The sequence below is a fragment of the Tahibacter sp. genome, from assembly GCF_035481375.1.
In the GTDB taxonomy this organism is placed as follows: domain Bacteria; phylum Pseudomonadota; class Gammaproteobacteria; order Xanthomonadales; family Rhodanobacteraceae; genus Tahibacter.
The window spans coordinates 11,456-30,217 of the sequence record NZ_DATIGT010000340.1; the positions used below are offsets into that span (position 1 = coordinate 11,456).

The 18,762-nt window shown below is 67.6% G+C and carries 15 protein-coding genes; 9 read left to right on the forward strand and 6 right to left on the reverse strand.

All coding sequences use genetic code 11. From position 1 onward, the window contains the following. The first annotated feature begins 300 nt into the window (after positions 1–300). The 3 genes from VLF18_RS22445 to VLF18_RS22455 all read left to right on the forward strand — a co-directional run bounded on the left by VLF18_RS22445 (position 301) and on the right by VLF18_RS22455 (position 6,428). Entirely contained in the window at positions 301–3,120 is a 2,820-nt protein-coding gene (locus tag VLF18_RS22445) for a winged helix-turn-helix domain-containing protein (RefSeq protein ID WP_325281860.1), read from the forward strand. Between the two features lie 95 nt (positions 3,121–3,215). Continuing rightward, positions 3,216–4,106 carry an acyltransferase gene (locus tag VLF18_RS22450; RefSeq protein WP_325281861.1) on the forward strand — a complete coding sequence of 297 codons (891 nt, stop codon included), beginning with the start codon at positions 3,216–3,218 and terminating at the stop codon, positions 4,104–4,106. Positions 4,107–4,157: 51 nt separating this feature from the next. Continuing rightward, positions 4,158–6,428 (forward strand): hypothetical protein, encoded by a 2,271-nt coding sequence (locus VLF18_RS22455; protein WP_325281862.1) that lies wholly within the window; start codon positions 4,158–4,160, stop codon positions 6,426–6,428. A 3-nt stretch (positions 6,429–6,431) separates the two neighbouring features. On the opposite strand, the gene VLF18_RS22460 is transcribed toward VLF18_RS22455, so the two are convergent. The 6 genes from VLF18_RS22460 to VLF18_RS22485 form a co-directional block, all read right to left on the reverse strand. Continuing rightward, positions 6,432–6,965, reverse strand: a complete 534-nt coding sequence (locus VLF18_RS22460; RefSeq protein ID WP_325281863.1) for a YaeQ family protein — start codon at positions 6,963–6,965, stop codon at positions 6,432–6,434. Then, complete coding sequence (locus VLF18_RS22465) at positions 6,965–7,447, reverse strand: cupin domain-containing protein (protein ID WP_325281864.1); 483 nt, start codon at positions 7,445–7,447, stop codon at positions 6,965–6,967. The genes VLF18_RS22460 and VLF18_RS22465 overlap by 1 nt, the downstream gene beginning before the upstream one ends. Before the next feature lie 41 nt (positions 7,448–7,488). Next, on the reverse strand, positions 7,489–10,941 hold the full coding sequence (mfd, locus tag VLF18_RS22470) for a transcription-repair coupling factor (protein ID WP_325281865.1): 3,453 nt from the start codon (positions 10,939–10,941) through the stop codon (positions 7,489–7,491). Positions 10,942–11,040: 99 nt separating this feature from the next. Next, positions 11,041–11,658, reverse strand: a complete 618-nt coding sequence (locus VLF18_RS22475; protein WP_325281866.1) for a GNAT family N-acetyltransferase — start codon at positions 11,656–11,658, stop codon at positions 11,041–11,043. 66 nt (positions 11,659–11,724) lie between these two features. Next, positions 11,725–12,093 carry a PilZ domain-containing protein gene (locus VLF18_RS22480; RefSeq protein ID WP_325281867.1) on the reverse strand — a complete coding sequence of 123 codons (369 nt, stop codon included), beginning with the start codon at positions 12,091–12,093 and terminating at the stop codon, positions 11,725–11,727. 99 nt (positions 12,094–12,192) lie between these two features. After that, complete coding sequence (locus tag VLF18_RS22485; protein ID WP_325281868.1) at positions 12,193–12,993, reverse strand: cytochrome C assembly family protein; 801 nt, start codon at positions 12,991–12,993, stop codon at positions 12,193–12,195. Between the two features lie 149 nt (positions 12,994–13,142). On the opposite strand from VLF18_RS22485, the gene ffh reads away from it, so the two are divergent. The 6 genes from ffh (at position 13,143) to htpG (ending at position 18,759) form a co-directional block, all read left to right on the forward strand. Next, on the forward strand, positions 13,143–14,528 hold the full coding sequence (gene ffh, locus VLF18_RS22490) for a signal recognition particle protein (protein WP_325281869.1): 1,386 nt from the start codon (positions 13,143–13,145) through the stop codon (positions 14,526–14,528). A 168-nt stretch (positions 14,529–14,696) separates the two neighbouring features. Next, on the forward strand, positions 14,697–14,960 hold the full coding sequence (gene rpsP / locus VLF18_RS22495) for a 30S ribosomal protein S16 (protein ID WP_325281870.1): 264 nt from the start codon (positions 14,697–14,699) through the stop codon (positions 14,958–14,960). Between the two features lie 12 nt (positions 14,961–14,972). Beyond that, positions 14,973–15,488 (forward strand): ribosome maturation factor RimM, encoded by a 516-nt coding sequence (rimM, locus tag VLF18_RS22500; protein WP_325281871.1) that lies wholly within the window; start codon positions 14,973–14,975, stop codon positions 15,486–15,488. Between the two features lie 14 nt (positions 15,489–15,502). Continuing rightward, on the forward strand, positions 15,503–16,312 hold the full coding sequence (gene trmD, locus VLF18_RS22505; RefSeq protein ID WP_325281872.1) for a tRNA (guanosine(37)-N1)-methyltransferase TrmD: 810 nt from the start codon (positions 15,503–15,505) through the stop codon (positions 16,310–16,312). 23 nt (positions 16,313–16,335) lie between these two features. Further along, positions 16,336–16,704, forward strand: coding sequence for a 50S ribosomal protein L19 (gene rplS, locus VLF18_RS22510; RefSeq protein WP_325281873.1), 369 nt, complete (start codon positions 16,336–16,338; stop codon positions 16,702–16,704). Positions 16,705–16,875: 171 nt separating this feature from the next. Beyond that, complete coding sequence (gene htpG, locus VLF18_RS22515) at positions 16,876–18,759, forward strand: molecular chaperone HtpG (protein ID WP_325281880.1); 1,884 nt, start codon at positions 16,876–16,878, stop codon at positions 18,757–18,759. Positions 18,760–18,762 lie beyond the last annotated feature (3 nt).

Below are 18,762 nucleotides of genomic sequence, written 5' to 3' on the forward strand. Positions count from 1 at the left end.
GAATTATTACGGTTGTGTTTCAATCGAATCGGTCGAATTGGTGAAATTCCATCGGTCAAGCGAAGGAATCGGCCAAGTTAAGGCCGGGTATGCGTAGCGCGTCACGGATTTCCAGGCGTATCGACGGTCTTCGAGATGCGGAAAGTTTTACAGGGTTCACGGCTTTTTACTTGTTTCTCCCGACTCGAGTGCTGATAGTTCGATGCAGCATTTTTGACGTACTGCAATGTACGGATGCGCGAATCGCACCGAAAGCGATCCACGCGACGCGTCCGTAGTGTGTAGCGGTTGGGGGAAACGATGTCAGAAGCGATCGGCGATTGCTGGCCCGAAAATGCGCAGCGTCTGCGTTTGGGAGATGTGGAATTCGATCTGCGCTATCGCAGCGTGCATCGTGAAGGCGTCACCAACGAACTGAACCAGCGTTGCTTCGATCTGCTGCTGCTGTTTCTGCGCGAACCGCGCGTGCTGCATACGCGCGATGAAATCTTCCGCCGCGTATGGGCCGGCGTCGTCGTCGAAGACGCCAACATCACGACCTCGATCTGGCTGCTGCGCAAGGCACTCGGCGACGACGCCAAGGGCTGGATCCGCACCGTTTCCAAGCAGGGGTACGTATTCGATCCGCCGGGCGAACTCGAGCCGGTGCCCGCCAATGATCCGGTCTGGCTCGAACCGGCGGCGCCGGTCGCGCCGGCCGAGTCCGTGCGCGAAGCGGCGGTTGCGCCGGTCGCGGCGGCCGGCGGCGCGGCACGGAAATTCCGGGCGATCGCCATCGCCGCCGTGTTGCTGATTGCGCTGGGCGGCTTGCTGGTTGCTTTGCGCCAGCTCTATCCGTCGACGTCGCGCGTGACCCTCGTCGCCGTTCCCGACGTGTCGCTCAACGACGAGATGCGCTGGCCGACCGAGCTGCTGCAGAACTGGATCGAGTGGCAGCTCGAAACGCGTACCGACCGGATCACGCTGACCGCGCCGAGTGCGCAGCGCGAGAGCGCCGACACCATCGTCCTGCTGAGCGCGGCGATGCCGGTCGGACGCGACGGCGAATGGCATGTCCGGGCACACCTGCACCAGGCCGGACGCAACGCGAATTTCGACGTCGGCAGCGCGCCCGACCAACTGCTGGCGACGATCGACGAGGTCAGCCGCCGCGTCGTGAGGCGCTTCATGCCCGAGGTTCCCGTGTCGGAACTGCCGTCGCTCGCCGTGCTCGACGCGGCGACCGCGCCGGTGCTCGTGAAGGCGCTCGTCGCCGAGCAGCGCGGCCGCTGGCACGAGGCGGCGCAACGCTATCGGCAGGTGCTGGAAGCGGCGCCCGATTTCGGCTTCGCGCGCCTGCATCTGGCAATGGCGCTGGCCGAGCTGGGCCAGTCCAACGCGGCGCAGGCCGAGCTCGATCTCGCCGAGCGCTGGGTGCAGCGCCTGCCGCAGTCGATGCGGCCGCTGCAGGAGGCGCGCATGCTCGCGATCCGGCAGGATTATCTCGCCGCGGCGGCGCGCTTCGGCGAGCTGTGGCAGCGCAGTCCGGCGAAGCGTCTCGGGCTGCGCCTGGATGAAGTCACCAATCTGCGCCGCGGCGGTCGCAGCCGCGATGCACTCGAGCGCATTTCCAGCGCGTCTCCGACCACGCCGGGTCTGTCGCTGTGCTGGCTGCTCGAACGTGCCGAGGTCGAATTCGCGACGCTCGATCTGGCCAGGTCGCGCGCGAGCGCGGCCGAGGCGATCAAGCTGGCGACGGCGCTCGGATGGGATCTCGACCGCGCGCGCGCGACGCTGCTGCTCATCGACGTCATGGCGTGGAGCGGCCTCACGGCCGAGGACGCGCTGTACGACGATGCGATCGCCGGCTTCACGGTTGCCGGCGACCGTATCGGCATGCTGCGCGCGAAACTCATGCGCGGGATCCGCGACGCGAAGGACGATGCGGCGAAGCTCGATGTGCTCGACGAATTGCTGGCCGAGGCCCGCGCGGCCGGCAACGCTTCGGCCGAGATCGATGCGCTGCGCCGCGTCGGCCAGTGGCACCTGCGAAACGGCGATACGCGCCGCGCGGGCGAGCGTCTCCATCAGGCCGAGGCCGTCGCGCTGTCGGTCGGCGATCGTTATCAGCAGCGGGAGATCAGTGCGAACCTGCTCGGCCTGGATTCCTGGCGCGGCGACCTCGATGCGGTCGACCGTCGCATTCGCGGCCTGAAGAACGCGACGCTGCAGGGCGGCCTGGCGTTCAATGTCGGCATGGCCGAGTCGCAGCTCCAGTATCGCCGCGGCGAGTACGAAGCCGCGCTGACGACGCTGGGCGCGACGCAGGAAATGCTGCGCCTCGGCGACGCGGGCGGGCTGCCGCCCGTTGCTGCCGGACTCGACTGCGTGCGCGCTTCCGTATTGGTGAGGCTCGGCCGCATTGCCGACGCGCGGACGGCGACCAACGCCTGCGGTTCGCCGCAGCTGCCGATGTATGCGCTGACCGCAAAGGCGCATCTGGCGGAACTGGCCATTCTTGCCGGCGACACGACGGCCGCGACGTCGACGCTGCGAGCCCTCGCGGACGCGACGGCGCGACAGGCGTCGGCAGTCGAGCGCTGGCAGCTCGTCGCGGAAATCGCGCCGCTTCTTTCGCGCATCGGCGAGGCACAGCGCGCACGTGAACTCGTCGATTCGGTGCTTCCGGCCGTCGCCGCTTCGGGTTTTGCGGCGACGGAAATCGACGTGCGCATGGGCGCTGCCGAAATCGCCCTCGCGCAGTCGCGCCTGACCGATGCGCGCCGCGAACTCGCGCTCGTCGAGGCGCGCGTCGAGTCCGGCGACTGGTTCGCGCAGCAGCGCCTGCGCAGTCTCGACGTCGCGCTGCTGCGCAGCGAAGGCCGGCACGACGAGGCCGATCGACTGCTGGCCGAACTCCACGAACAGATGCGCAGTCACGGCGACGTGCCTGGCGAGCTGTTCGTGCACGGCATTGCCGGACTGCACCTCCCCGAACTTTGTCCGCCGGATCGTCATGCCTGGCTGCTCGCGCAGTCGGGCATGCGCGGCGCCACCCAGTCGCGGGCTCCCGCGGCGGTCGGTCAGGTCCGCGTCCCGCTGACCCGGCGGCTCGGCAAAGTCCTGACGGAGGCGCAATGACCGCCGCCGACCGCGCGATGGCGGCGAGCGGAACTTCAGTGCGGTCATCGAATTGCGTATTCTGAGCGGTCCTTAGGCCCGGCCGGATCCCGCCCATGCTTCGCTCGCTTCCCGCGCCGCTGCGCGCCGGCGTCGCATTTCTGTTCGTCGGCACCAGCACCGCGCTGCATGCCGCGCCGCTGCTCGCGCTGGCGTTGCTCAAGGCCGCGCTGCCGTTCGCGTCGTGGCGCCGGCGCATCGGCATCTGGCTCGTGGCGATCGCGCAGCAGTGGGTCGGATTCAACAGCCGGCTGATCCGCCTGGCCGGGACGCAGGTGCACGTGCACGGCGACGTTGCCGACCTGCAGCGTGTCGGCTGGTATCTCGTCGTCTGCAATCACCAGAGCTGGGTCGATATTCCGCTGCTGCAGCTCGTGTTCGCCGAGCGCATTCCGATGCTCAAGTTCTTCCTGAAGCGCGAACTGATCTTCGTGCCGGTGCTGGGCCTCGCCTGGTGGGCGCTGGATTTCCCGTTCATGCGCCGCTACTCGCGTGCGGAGCTCGAACGCCGGCCCGAACTGCGCGGCAAGGATCTCGAGGCGACCCAACGCGCCTGCGCGAAATTCCGCGAGCTGCCGGTGTCGGTCATGAACTTCGTCGAGGGAACGCGCTTCACGCCGGCCAAGCACGCGCAGCAGAAGTCTCCGTATGCCAACCTGCTGCTGCCGCGTGCCGGCGGCGTCGCGTTCGTCATCCAGGCGATGCGGCCGCTGCTGCGCACGCTCGTGGACGTGACTCTCGTCTATCCGCAGGGACGGCCGACGCTGTACGACTTTCTCGCCGGACGTGTGCGCGACGTGCGCGTGCACGTGCGCCGGCTCGACATTCCCGAGGAATTCGGCCTCGGCGACTACGAGAACGACGCGGCGTTTCGCGCGCGCGTCCAGGAATGGATGAACGCGTTGTGGCGCGACAAGGACGCGCGGATCGCGGCGCTGATGTCCTAGTGGTGGCGTGCGCGTGGCCTATACTTCGCGCAGTTCAGGACGAATATCGCCATGTACAGGATGCTTGCGACGGTGTTGCTCTGCCTGTCGGCCTCGGCCGTCGCGGCAGCCACGCCGCAGATCGTGGCCGGCAGCCAGGTGCTCTGGCTGCAGCCCGACGGTTCGGTCTGGGCCAGCGGCGACGCCGAGCCCGTGCGCGGCGATACCGACACGCGGCCGCGCAAGGCGTTCCGACGCATCGAGGGGCTGTCGCGCATCGTCAGCATCGCAATCAATCACGACGCGTCCGATTCGGCCGCGGCGATCGACGCCGATGGCACGCTCTGGCTCTGGGGCGAACTCGCCGAACTTGCATGCACGACCGAAGAGTGCGCGATGCCGTCGCACCGGCCGCGGCGTTTCGAAGCGCTGGGCGCCGTGCGCGCGGTCGCGCTCGGGCGCTCTCATCTGCTCGCGATCGGCCGTGACGGCAAGCTGCGCAGCGTCGGCAGCAACGACGTCGGTCAGCTCGGCAGCGGTCCGCTGCGCAACGAATCGCGCATGCAGGCGCGGCTGCCGCGTGTCGTCGACGCGATTCCCGATGCCGTCGCGATCGCCGCGCAGGGCGACACCAGCATCGTGCTGCGCGGCGACGGCACGGTCTGGGGAATGGGCAGCGCGCGATGGGGACTGCTCGGCGCGGAAGGCCGCTGGCGCCCGCTCGATTTCGCCGATCCGCCGCATGCGCAGCCGCTGCGCATCGCGGGTCTCGACACCATCACTGCGATCAGCCTCGGACGTTTTCACGGTCTCGCGCTCGACGCCGCCGGCGCGGTCTGGGGCTGGGGCGTCAACGAGTCCGCCCAGCTCGCTTCGCCCGCCGTCGATCTGACGGCGGTCGCGCCGCGGCGTCTGGCCGGTCTGGCCGATGCAGCAGCGCTTGCCGCCGGAGACGACTACACGCTCGTGCTCAAGCGCGACGGCAGCGTCTGGGCGCGCGGCGGCAACGTCTACGGCACGCTCGGCGACGGCGGCGACGAACTCGAAGGCGATCTGCGGCGCGTCGCCGCGCTCGACGGCAGGAATGTCGACGCGCTGTTCGCCGGCGACTACAACGCGTTCGCGCGCACGCGCGACGGGCAGATGTTCGGCTGGGGCACGAACGGCGCCAGCGTCGGCGGCTTCGACGCGAGCAACGGCGACGACGGCACGTTGCTCCCGGTCGTCCTCGATCGCAGCCGCCAGCCGCCGGCACCGAGCGCCGCGGTGCAGGCCGGCGCGGCCGCGTTCGCGTTCGCGGCCGAACTCGACAGCGACGAGACCGGCGAGCGCAGCGAACTCTGGATCGCCGGCGCGCGCGTCGCGACGCTCGATCTCGATCGCAGCACGCCGCGCAGCAATCGCGGCCAGGTCGCGCTGGAGCTGCCGCCCGGTATTCACGCATACGAGCTGCGCGGCGAAGCGCGCATGACGACCGGCGAAACGCGCGTATTGCACGGGCGCGGCGCGATCGTCGTGACGCGCGACGGCATCGAGGCGCAGTTTCGTGCTGCCTCCGCAACGCGCGGACTGCTTGCCGCGTATCGACAGGCGATCGCTGCGGCGCGCGCCGCCATGCCGCTGGATGCGAGCGCCGATCTGCGCGTCGCGCCGCCGCCGCCGGCGGAGACGCTCGATGCCTACGAAAAGACCCTCGGCCGCCGCTTGCCGCGCGCCTATCTCGACGCATTGCGGACCTTGGGGCCGTTCGTGGTCGGTGCCGCCGGCGAGCGCTATCCGGCGGTCGCGCTCTACGCGCCGGCGCAGTTCACGAGCGTCGACGACTGGGTGGCGGGCGCGCTGCGTGCGATCGAGCAGCCCGGAACGCACGACGACCTCGGCACGCGCGATCGCGACATGATCGACCGCTTCCGCCTGTTCGCCGACGAGCTGCGACCGGCGCGCGCGCGTCTTGCGGCGCAGTGGAAGCGCGAGCTGATCGGCGCCGTGCTGCCCGAGGCGGTCTACCAGATCGTGCCCGATCATGCGCCGGCGTGTTCCGGGCGCCGCGCGCATCAGCGGCTCGTCGACTTCTTCGACGTGCAGCAGGACGAGGACTCGGGAGAGGAACGCTATTTCGCCTGGGCCGACGGCGCCGACTGCGAGCTCGACCTCGCCGCGACGCTGGAGCAGAGCGTGTTCGAGCACTACACCGCCGTGCTGCGCGCGAACGGCGCAGTATTCGTACGCGCTGCCGCGGATACGGACGAGCGTCTCGTGGTCTCGCCGGAACGCCTCGAACCGGCGAAGGGCGGCGAGCTGCCGATGCGGCTGTCGGGCGGCGAACCCGTAGCCGAATACTGAGCGCTATTGGCGTCGCGCCAGTCCGACGTCGATCGTGCCGTGGTCGCCGAGGATCTGCACGACGCCGTCCTGGATCAGGCATTGCAGGTCGAGCTTGCGCGCGGCGATCGCGACAAGTGCACTGCAGGTCGCCGCGTCGACCTCGTATACCTGCAACTGGCAGATGCGCTGCAGCGCGGCAGCCTGCTTGTCCCACCAGATCGGTGCCGCGCGGCCGTAACCGTACACGCGCACGTCGGGCGAGCGGCCGGCAGCCTGGCGCAGACGCTGCTCGTCGGGTTGTCCGAGCTCGATCCACTGCTCGATCGCGCCGGTCAGGTCCTTGCGCCACAGATCCGGCTCGTCGGTGTCGCTGAGTCCCTTGCCGAAGGCCAGCGCCTCGTGCGCGTTCAATGCGAACGCGAGCACGCGCAGCATCAGGCGTTCCTCGGTTTCCGACGGATGGCGCGCGAGCGTCAGCGCGTGCGTCGCGTAGTAGTGCCGGTCGATGTCGCTGACCTGCAGGTCGATCTTGTGGATCGTCGCACTGAGCGCCATCAGGCGAGATCCAGCAGTTCGCCGTCGAGCTCGCCGAGCCGCCGCGCGACCTCGGTTGCCTGATCGAGCAGCGCGAAGCCGCGGTATTCGTAGCCGGGGGCGACCGTGCAGCCGACCAGCGTGTAGGCGCCGCGCGGCCGCGCCGCCTGCCACATGCCCGCGGGCACGACGAACACCGGCGCCGAATCGCGCGAAGCCGGACCGAGCGTGTGCACCGTCAGCACGTCTTCGGCGGGGTCGTAGCGCAGCAGTTCCAGCGGCTGGCCTTCGTAGAAGTGCCAGACCTCGTCGGCGTCGACGCGGTGCCAGCGGCTGAGTTCGCCGGCGGCGAGCAGAAAATAGATCGATGTCGCGACGGCGCGCTGCGCGCTGTCGCCGTAGGCGACACGTGTCGACGATTCGTAGATGCGCCGGTAGTGGCCGCCTTCGATGTGCGGCTCGAGCTTGAGCGCGCGGATGAGCTCTTCGGCTCGCGTATGCATGCAGTTGACTCCTCGATGCGGCGCCGCCGCCGCGGCGGTGCTCAGGCCGCCTTGCGTTGACCGAGCGCGGTGATCAGATCGTTGGCCGAGCGCAGGCGCTCGGTCGCGCCGGGCATCTCCAGACGGACCTTGAGCTTGTCCTGCCCGTCGAGCGCATAGACGCGCGGCTGGGACTGGATCAGCTTGATGACCGCGAGCGGGTCGATGTTGGGTTGCGGCGCGAACACGACGCGGCCGCCCTGCGCGCCGAAATCGATCTTGCGGATGCCGAGTTCGGTCGCGCGCAGCTTGATCTCGGTTACCGCGAACAGATGCTTGACCGCGTCGGGCAGCAGGCCGAAGCGATCGATCATCTCGACCTGCAGCTCGCGCAGGCGCTCGCCGTCGCGCGCGCTCGCGATGCGCTTGTACAGCGTCAGTCGCGCATGCACGTCGGGCAGGTAGTCGTCCGGGATCAGCGCCGGAAGGTGCAGCTCGACCTCGGTCTCGTGCGCGGCGACCAGCTCGAAATCGGGCACCTTGCCGCTCTTGAGCGCACGCACGGCGCGTTCGAGCAGGTCGGTGTACAGCGAGAAACCGATTTCCTGCATCTGGCCGCTCTGCTCGTCGCCGAGCAGTTCGCCCGCGCCGCGGATTTCCAGATCGTGCGTCGCGAGCGTGAAGCCCGCGCCGAGTTCTTCCATCGACGCGAGCGCTTCGAGGCGTTTCTCGGCATCGGCCGTCATCTGCCGGCGGTCCGGCACGACGAGATAGGCGTAGGCACGGTGGTGCGAGCGGCCGACGCGGCCGCGCAGCTGATGCAGCTGCGCAAGGCCGAAGCGGTCGGCGCGGTTGACGATGATCGTGTTCGCGCTCGGGATGTCGATGCCCGATTCGATGATGGTCGTGCACAGCAGCACGTTGAAGCGCTGGCGGTGGAAATCGAGCATGACCTGCTCGAGTTCCTTTTCCGGCATCTGGCCGTGCGCGATGCGGATGCGCGCCTCGGGCACGAGCGTCTGCAGATCGCGTTCCATTTTCTCGATCGTGTCGACTTCGTTGTGCAGGAAATACACCTGACCGCCGCGCTGCAGCTCGCGCTGGAACGCCTCGCGCAGCTGCGCCGGATCCCAGGGCGCGATGAAGGTCTTGACCGCGAGCCGGTGCGCCGGCGGCGTGGCGATGATCGAGAGATCGCGCATGCCCGACATCGCCATGTTCAGCGTGCGCGGAATCGGCGTCGCGGTCAGCGTGAGCAGGTCTACCTCGGCGCGCAGTTTTTTCAATTGTTCCTTCTGCCGCACGCCGAAGCGCTGCTCCTCGTCGACGATGACGAGGCCGAGCTGTTTGAACTTCACGTCCTGCTGCAGCAGGCGGTGCGTACCGATCATGACGTCGATCTGGCCTTCGGCCAGCTTCGCCATCACCTCGTCGACTTCCTTCTTCGTCTTGAAGCGGCTCAGCACGTCGACGCGGATCGGCCAGTCGGCGTAGCGGTCGCGGAAATTCTGGTAGTGCTGCTGCGCGAGCAGCGTGGTCGGTACGAGCACGCCGACCTGCTTGCCGGCCATCGCCGTGACGAATGCGGCACGCAGCGCGACTTCGGTCTTGCCGAAGCCGACGTCGCCGCAGACGACGCGATCCATCGGCTTGGGCGAGGCGAGGTCGTCGATGACCGCATCGATCGCCGAGATCTGGTCGGGCGTTTCCTCGAACGGGAACGCCGCGGCGAACTGCTCGTACGACGGGCGGTCGACGGTGAGCGCCGTGCCTTGCCGCGCCTCGCGCTGTGCGTAGATCGCCAGCAGTTCGGCCGCGACGTCGCGCACTTTTTCCGCGGCCTTGCGCTTGGCGCGGTCCCAGGCATCGCCGCCGAGCGAATGCAGCGGCGCGAGTTCCGGCGACGTACCCGAATAGCGCGAGACCAGATTGAGCTGCGCGACCGGCACGTAGAGCTTGTCGCCCTTGGCGTATTCGATCGCGAGGAATTCGTTCGCGCTGCCGCCGACGTCGAGCTTGATGAGGCCCTGATAGCGGCCGACGCCGTGGTCGACGTGCACGATCGGCGAACCGAGACCGAGTTCGGTCAGGTCGCGGATGATGGTTTCCGGATCGCGCGCGGCGCGCTTGCGGCGGCGCTGCTGCTGAACACGCTCGCCGAGCAGCTCGCGCTCGGTCAGCACGGCGAAGGCAGGCTCGGTCAGCGCGAAGCCGGCCTGCAGCGGCGCGACCGCGATCGCGAAGCGCACGTCGCTGCGCGCGAACTCCGCCCACGAGGCCAGCGTCAGCGGGCGCAGGCCGGCGGCCTGCAGCTGTTCGATCAGCGCTTCGCGCCGACCCGCGGTTTCCGCGGCGATCAGCACGCGTCCGGGATAGGCCCCGAGGAAACGGGTCAGCTCTTCCGCCGGCTGCTCGCCCTTGCGGTTGATCGGCAGGTTGGGCGCCGGCTGCAGGCCAAGCGACTGGACGTGCTCGTTGCTGCCGCGCGCGACGAGATCGACGCGCAATTCGCGATTGAGCCGCTCGCGCAGCTGTTCGGGCGACAGATAGAGTTCGTCCGGCGGCAGCACCGGCCGTTCGATGTCGTGCGCGCGCTGGTCATAGCGTTCGGCGGTCTGGCGCCAGAACTGCTCGGCCGCGTCGAGCGCGCCGTCGCCGAGGACGAACAGCGCATTCGCCGACAGGTAGTCGAACAGCGTCTGTGTCTGCGCGAAAAACAGCGGCAGGTAGTAGTCGATGCCGGCCGGCGTGGCGCCTTCCTTGATGTCCTGATAGAGCGGGCAGCGTCGGATGTCGATCGGAAAGCGCTCGCGCAGCCGCGTGCGAAAGCTCTTGGTCGATTCCTCCGTCAGCGGGAACTCGCGCCCCGGCAGCAGGCGCACCTTGTCGACCTTGTGCAGCGAACGCTGCGTCTCGGCGTCGAAGTTGCGGATCGACTCGATTTCCTCGTCGAACAGCTCGATGCGATACGGCTCTGCCGCGCCCATCGGAAAGATGTCGATGAGTGCGCCGCGCACGGCGAAGTCGCCGGGTTCGAGCACCTGCGGCACGTGCCGGTAGCCGGCCGCCTCGAGGCGGCGCTGCTCGGCGCCGAGATCGAGTTTCTGCCCGACCTCGAGCGCGAGACCCGTGCCGCCGATGTAGCTGCGCGGCGCGAGCCGCTGCATCAGCGTCGCGACGGGCACGACGAGCACGCCCTGCGCGACGGCCGGCAGACGATAGAGCGTGGCGATGCGTTGCGAGACGATTTCCGGATGCGGCGCGAACAGGTCGTAGGGCAGGGTTTCCCAGTCGGGGAAATGAAGCACTTCGACGCCGTCGCCGGCAAAGGTTGCGAGTTCGGTTTCGAGCGCGTGCGCTGCTTGTGTGTCGCGCGTCACCGCGACGACGAGCCCGGCGTGGCTGCGGCCGGTCTGTTCGAGTACGAGCGCCAGACCTGAACCGGGCGGATTTTCCCAGTAACGGCGGACTTTGGCGGATTTGGGCAGCGGCGGCTGGATCAGGCTGGAGGTCATCGACGTGCGGGCAGGCGCCGCCGGCCAACAGGGCCGGCGGCAAGACCGCCTAGTCTAGCCGGTTGCCGCTGCGCGCAGGGCGTGCTGCGGCGAAGCGGTTCAGACCGCGAGGCGTACCCGCGTCAGCGAGGCGTCGTGGAACACGCTTTCACGGCGGAAGCCGAACTCGTCGCAGAGATCGAGCATCGCGTGATTCTCGGTCAGCACGTCGCCCCAGACTTCATGCACGCCGCGTGCGCGGCAGCTGTCGATCACGCGATGGAGCAGTTCGCTGCCGAAGCCCTGGCCGGTGAAGCGGCGCTGCACGATCAGCGCGAATTCGGCACTGTCCGTGGTCGGGTCGATATAGGCGCGGGCGACGCCGTAGATTTCGGCTTCGTCGGCGGTACCCGGCGGGTCGACGAGCACGAAGGCGAATTCCTGCTCGGGGTCGAGACGGCACAGGCGCTGGGCGAGTTGGTCGGGCAGTTCGGTCAGCGTGTGCAGGAAGCGCATCCGCACTTCGTCCGGATGAAGCCGGGAGAAACCGCGCTGCAGCGCAGCAACGTCATCGGCATGGATGGGCCGGATGCTCAGCGGCGTTCCGTCGCGGCTCGTGAGGATATCCCCGGTAGGTACGTTAGCGTCATTTGCCGCGTCGAAACGCAGACGCTCGGGCGGTCGGCGAGAGGTCATGGTTGCGGTACGTCGGGCGGAGGTTTTCATGCGGTGCAACATGCATGAGGCGGATCGAGCAGGCTATCTAAAACGCCGGCCGAGTCCGCTTCGCGTTGCGTGCTTCGTTCAGTTGCCGAGTGCCGAAAGCTCGCGATTGAGCAGGGCCGGATCGCCGAGATTCAGTTCGATCAGGCGCTTGAGCTGCGCGAAGCTGTCGAGGTCGATCTTCTCCCAGCGACAGCCGAGCCGGTGCGGCATGATGTGGGCGATCGAGACGCCCATGCTGATGATGACGCTGTTGTTGATGCGCAGATCCATGCGATAGCCGCCGCCGATCTTGCCGCTCCAGTCGACCGGGCGCTCGATGAGCACGCCCTTCAGCGATACGTCGACGAGCTTGGTTTCCCACATCGCCGAGCCGGAATACAGGCGTACCGTGCCTTCGAAACTGAAGCGCTGGAAACGGCGGCGCTCGTCGGCGGGGTCGTGCTTCATGGCTTGGGAAACGTCCTCAAGTCAATCGTATAAGTGCCGGCTGGCGGGGCGATTCTGCGCTCGGCGTCGAGCCGGCGGCAAGCCTTGCGTCGCGGTTGTTCAAGGCGTGCGCGCCAGCAGCACTTCGAGCACGAACTTGCTGCCGAAGAAGGCGAGCAGCAGTACGGCCATGCCGCTGAGCAGCAGGCGCACCGCGCGGCGGCCGCGCCAGCCGTAGCGCCAGCGTCCGACGAGCAGCGTTCCGAACACGACCCACGCGACGATGGAAAGCGTCGTCTTGTGGACGAGATGCTGGGCGAACAGGTTCTCGACGAACAGCACGCCGGTCAGCAGCGTTGCGGTCAACAGCACGAAGCCCGCGCCGACGAGGCGGAACATCAGGCTTTCCGTCAGGGTCAGCGGCGGCAGCACGCGCAGCCAGTGGCTCCCGATGTCGCGGTTGCGCAGTGCGCGCTCCTGCACGAGCAGCAGCAGGGCGAGCACTGCCGAGACGCTGAGCAGCGCGTAGCCGAACAGCGCGACGACGACATGAAGCTTGATCTGCCAGTCCATGGCGCTCGGCCGCGTCGGCGGCGCGAGCCAGGCGTCGACCGCGAGCAGCACGGCCGCAAGCGGGAACACGATGACGCCGAGCGCGCCGACGGGGCGCGCCGCGTTGACCGCGAGCGTGGTTCCGGCGATCAGCATCGCGACGAAGCTCAGTGCGGCGAAAAAATGCAGATCGACGCCGCCGCGGTGCGTCGCGAGCAGGTAGGTCAGGTGTGCCAGCACGCCGACCGCTGCGACGGCGAGCCCGGCTGCGCGCGACGGCGCCGTGCCGCGCAGGGCCGGCAGCGCGGAAAGCAGCGTGGCAGCGAGATAGGCGGCGACCGATACGGCGGCCAGGATGGAGATCAGCATGCCGCGAGTGTGGCACAGCGCCGCGCGCGGGCGCATGCCGCAAACGGCCGCGGAGTGCGCGATTTGGCGCCGTCGGCTCCGTCCGCGGACGCGCGGCTATTGACGCGCTGCTATAATCCGCGCCCTTTTGTCGTGTATCGATGCCGCACATGTTCGAGTCCCTGACCCAGCGCCTGTCCTCCACCATCGAGCGCCTGCGCGGTCGCGCCCGCCTGACCGAGGAAAACATCCGCGAGTCGCTGCGCGAGGTCCGCATCGCGCTGCTCGAGGCCGACGTGGCGCTGCCGGTGGTTCAGGCGCTGATCGAGCGCATCAAGGTGCGCGCCGTCGGCCAGGACGTCCTGAAGAGCCTCACGCCGGGCCAGGCGCTGGTTCGCGTGGTCCGCGACGAGCTGACCGCGGTCATGGGCACGGTCAACACCGACCTGAACCTCGCGACGCAGCCGCCGGCCGTCGTGCTGATGGCGGGTCTGCAGGGCGCGGGCAAGACGACCACGACGGCCAAGCTCGCCCGTTTCCTCAAGGAACGCCGCAAGAAGAAGGTCATGGTCGTCAGCTGCGACGTCTACCGTCCGGCCGCGATCGAACAACTGCGCGTGCTGGCCGAACAGGTCGGTGTGCTGTTCCACCCGTCGACCGGCGAGCAGGACCCTGTCGCCATCGCGCGCGGCGCGCTGGATGCCGCGAAGAAGAATTTCGCTGAAGTCTTGCTCGTCGACACTGCCGGCCGGCTGCACGTCGACACGGAGATGATGGCCGAGATCAAGGCGCTGCATGCCGAGCTGAAGCCGGTCGAGACGCTGTTCGTCGTCGACGCCATGACCGGCCAGGATGCGGCGAACACGGCCAAGGCGTTCGCCGAGGCGCTGCCGCTGTCGGGTGTCGTGCTGACCAAGACCGACGGCGACGCGCGCGGCGGCGCTGCGCTGTCGGTGCGCTACATCACCGGCCGGCCGATCAAGTTCATCGGTGCCGGCGAAAAGACCGAGGCGCTCGATCCGTTCCACCCGGACCGACTCGCACAGCGCATCCTCGGCATGGGCGACGTGCTGTCGCTGGTCGAACAGGTCGAACAGAAGGTCGACCAGGAAAAAGCCCAGAAGCTGGCCGAGAAGGTCATGAAGGGCAAGCGCTTCGACCTCAACGACATGCGCGAGCAGCTGCAGCAGATGCTGAACATGGGCGGCCTCGGCTCGCTGATGGACAAGCTGCCGGGTGTCTCGAATCTGCCCGAACATCTCAAGGCCAAGGCCAACGACCGCGAAGTGCATCGCATGATCGCGATCATCAATTCGATGACGAAGAAGGAGCGCCGCCATCCGGATCTGCTCAACGGCTCGCGCAAGGCGCGCGTCGCGCGCGGTTCGGGCATGCAGCCTGCCGACGTCAACAAGCTGCTCAAGCAGTATCAGCAGATGGAAAAGATGATGTCCAAGCTCGCCGGCGGCGGCCTCAAGGGCCTGATGCGGCAGATGTCCGGCGCGCTCAAGGGCATGGGCGGCGGCGGTTTTCCGGGCGGCGGCATGATGCGCTGAAGCGCCGGCGCCGGCCGCTGTTGGGCCGGCAGGACTGGCGCGGTAACGATTCTTGCGGCAGACTTGCCGGCCCCGCTTTGAAATTGCGTGGGCCTTGGCATAGAATGCCGCGTTTCCCGGGGCTCGTTGCGTCCGCGACCGGCCCATTCTCATAGAGAAGATCAAGCAATGGTCAAGATTCGCCTGTCCCGCGGCGGCGCCAAAGGGCGCCCGTTCTATCACATCGTGGTTGCCGACGAGCGCTATGCCCGCGACGGCCGCAGCATCGAACGCCTGGGCTACTTCAACCCGATCGCCGCCGGCAAGGAAGTTCCGCTGGAACTGAACGTCGCCCGCGCGAACGAATGGATCGCCAAGGGCGCGCAGCCGACCGAAAAGGTCCGCGCGCTGCTGAAGAAGGCTGCCAAGCAGGTCGCTGCCGCTGCTGCCTAAGCGTCGAACGACATGAACGCGGAAGAGGAACGCCGCGTTCTCGTCGGCAGAATAGTCGGGGTTTCGGGGACGGCCGGGGCAGTCAAGCTCGAGTCGTGGACCGATCCCCGGATGCAGATCTTCCGGTATCAGCCCTGGATTCTGAAATCCGTCGGCGGCGAACGGGAACTCCGTGGCTGCCGCGGGCGCGAACAGGGCAAGGGCATGATCGCGACGCTGCCGGGCGTCGATGATCGCGATCAGGCTGCTGCTCTGATCGGAACGGAAATCTGGGTGTTGCGCTCGGCGCTGCCCAGATCAAAGCCCGGCGAATATTACTGGACCGACCTCGAAGGCATGGATGTCGCGACGGTCGAAGGCATTTCGTTCGGCCGCGTCTCGCATCTGTTCGCGACCGGCGCGAATGATGTCCTCGTCGTCCGGGACGGCGAACGCGAACGGTTGATTCCATTCGTGCTCGAGCAATACGTCAAGCAAGTGGACCTGGACGCGCGGCGCATCGTCGTCGACTGGGATCCGGATTTCTGAACGAGGGCAGCGCGGTGCGCATCGACGTCATCACGCTGTTTCCCGATTTTGTGCGGCAATGCGCGGCGGTCGGCGTCATCGGTCGCGCGCAGGAGCGCGGGCTGCTCGGTGTCGAGGCGTGGAATCCGCGCGATTTCGCGACCGACAACTACCGCACCGTCGACGGCCGCACCTGCGGCGGCGGTCCCGGCATGGTGATGCTGATGGCGCCCTTGCGAGCGGCGCTGGCGGCAGCGAGGCAGGCAGCGGCCGGAACGGCGCGAACGATTTACCTGAGTCCGCAGGGTACGCGGCTGACTCAGGCGAAAGTGGCGGAACTCGCGCGACAGGAGCGACTGATCCTGCTGTGCGGGCGCTACGAAGGGGTGGACGAGCGCCTGCTGGCGCATGAGGTCGACGAGGAGATTTCCATCGGCGACTACGTGCTGTCCGGCGGCGAGTTGGGTGCGGCGGTGCTGATCGATGCGGTCGGCCGGCTGCAGGAAGGCGCGCTGAACGATGCGGCGTCGGCCGAACAGGACTCGTTTGCGAACGGCCTGCTCGACTGCCCGCACTACACGCGGCCGGTGCAGGACGAGCTGGGCGACGTGCCCGAAGTGCTGCAATCGGGGAACCATGCGATGATCCGGCGCTGGCGCCTGAAGCAATCGCTGGGGAGAACCTGGTTGCGCCGCCCCGACCTGCTCGCGCGCGTGACGCTCGACAGGCAGGCGCGTGAGTTGTTGGACGAATTCCGCCGCGAGTGGCTCGCGGCCGGTGCAGCGGAGCCGCTTGCGGCTGCGCGGCGCCAAGAGCCTAGGGCCGGCACGGCGCCGGAAAGATAATTCAGACCAGATTGGTGAGTGTCATGAGCAACCTCCTTCAGCAGTTCGAAGCCGCCCAGATCAAGCGTTCCCTGCCGGATTTCGGCCCGGGCGACACGGTCGTGGTCAACGTCAAGGTCAAGGAAGGCAACCGCGAGCGCGTGCAGGCTTACGAAGGCGTTTGCATCGCCAAGAAGAACGCCGGCCTGAACTCGGCCTTCACGGTCCGCAAGATTTCGCACGGCACCGGCGTCGAGCGCGTGTTCCAGACCCACAGCGCGGTCATCGACTCGGTGTCGGTCAAGCGTCGCGGCAAGGTGCGCGGCGCGAAGCTGTACTACCTGCGCGGCCTCGAAGGCAAGGCGGCGCGCATCCAGGAAGATCTGGGCAAGCACGCCGGCAAGTCCGAGTAATCCGCTGCCGCCGCACCGCAAAGAGCCGCCCTTGGGCGGCTTTTTGCGTTGTGGACTTCGCAGCGCAGCGCCCGGCAGTTTCGCGCGCACGCGCTGCCGCCGGCATCGGTTGAATCTGCCGCCGCCGGCCCTATAGAACGCGGCATCTTGTCCTCACCCACACTGACGATCATGACCGAGACCACTGCCCAGACCCGCAAATTCGAGGCCGAAGTCGCACAGGTCCTGCACCTCGTGACGCATTCGCTGTATTCGCACAAGGAAATCTTCCTGCGCGAACTCATCTCCAACGCGTCGGACGCGTGCGACAAGCTGCGCTTCGAGGCGCTCGCGAATCCGGCGCTGACCGAAGGCGATGCCGACCTCCACATCGACATCCATTTCGACGCCGATGCGCGAACGCTGACGCTGCGCGACAACGGCATCGGCATGAACCGCGACGAAGTCATCGAGAACATCGGCACGATCGCGCGTTCGGGCACGCGGCGGTTTCTCGAATCCCTGTCGGGCGACGCGCGCAGGGACACGCAGCTGATCGGTCAGTTCGGCGTCGGTTTCTATTCGGCCTTCATCGTCGCCGACAAAGTCACGCTGATCACGCGCCGCGCCGGCAGTGCCGCGAACGAAGGCGTGCGCTGGGAGTCCGACGGGACCGGCGAGTACACGATCGATGCGATCGAAGCGCCGCGCGGCACGAGCGTGATCCTGCACCTGAAGGAAGACGAGACCGAATTCCTCAGCGCGTGGAAGCTGCGCGACCTGATCTCGAAGTATTCCGACCACATCGCGTTCCCGATCCGCCTGCCCGAGCAGAAGGACGGCAAGCCGACCGACGAGTTCGAAACCGTCAACCACGCGGCGGCACTCTGGACGCGTCCGAAGTCCGAGCTCAAGGACGAGGATTACCAGGGCTTCTACAAGTCGCTGTCGCACGACTTCAACGACGCGGCCGCGTGGACGCACAACCGTGTCGAAGGCTCGCAGAGCTACACCCTGCTGCTCTATCTGCCGGCCAAGCCGCCGTTCGATGCGATGTTCAGCGGCCGCGACGAGCGCAAGGGTCTCAAGCTCTACATCCGCCGCGTCTTCATCATGGACGCGAGCGAGCAGTTGCTGCCGGCCTATCTGCGTTTCATGCGCGGCGTCGTCGACTCGGACGACCTGCCGCTCAACGTCAGCCGCGAGATCCTGCAGGACAACCGCCTCGTCGCGCAGATCCGCGCGGCCTGCGTAAAGCGCACGCTCGACCTGCTCGAAAAGCTCGCCGCCGACGACAAGGAAAAATTCCAGACCTTCATCGACAACTTCGGCAATGTGCTGAAGGAAGGCATCGCCGAAGACGGCGCGAACCGCGAACGCATTGCCAAGCTGCTGCGTTTCGCGTCGACCGCGTCGGAAGGCCAGGCACGCACGGTGTCGCTCGACGACTACGTCGCGCGCATGCCGGTCGGCCAGGAGGTCATCTACTACATCAGCGCCGACGGCTACGCGGCGGCCAAGAGCAGCCCGCAGATCGAGGCGCTGCGCGCGCGCAACGTCGAAGTGTTGCTGATGTTCGATCGCATCGACGAGTGGATGCTCGGCTACCTCAGCGAATACGGCGGCAAGAAGCTGCGCAATGCGGCCAAGGGCGATCTCGAACTCGACGATCTCGCCGGCGGCGACGACAAGCAGGCGCGCGAGGAGGCGGCCAAGGCGGCCGAACCGATCGTTGCGAAGCTCAAGGACTTGCTCGGCAAACGCGTACGCGACGTGCGCGTGAGCCAGCGCCTGACCGACTCGCCGTCGTGTCTCGTGCTCGACGAATATGCGATGGCCTCGCACATGCAGCGCCTGATGCGCGAAGCCGGGCATGAGATTCCCGACAGCAAGCCCGTGCTCGAAATCAATCCGCAGCATGCGCTCGTGCGGCGTATCGAGGCCGAAGCCGACGCGACGCGCGCCGGCGAGTACAGCCTGCTGCTGTTCGAGCAGGCGCAGCTCATGGACGGCGCGCAGCTCGAGGATCCGGCGGGTTTCGTCCGCCGCATCAACGCGTTGCTGGCGGCGGCCTGATGC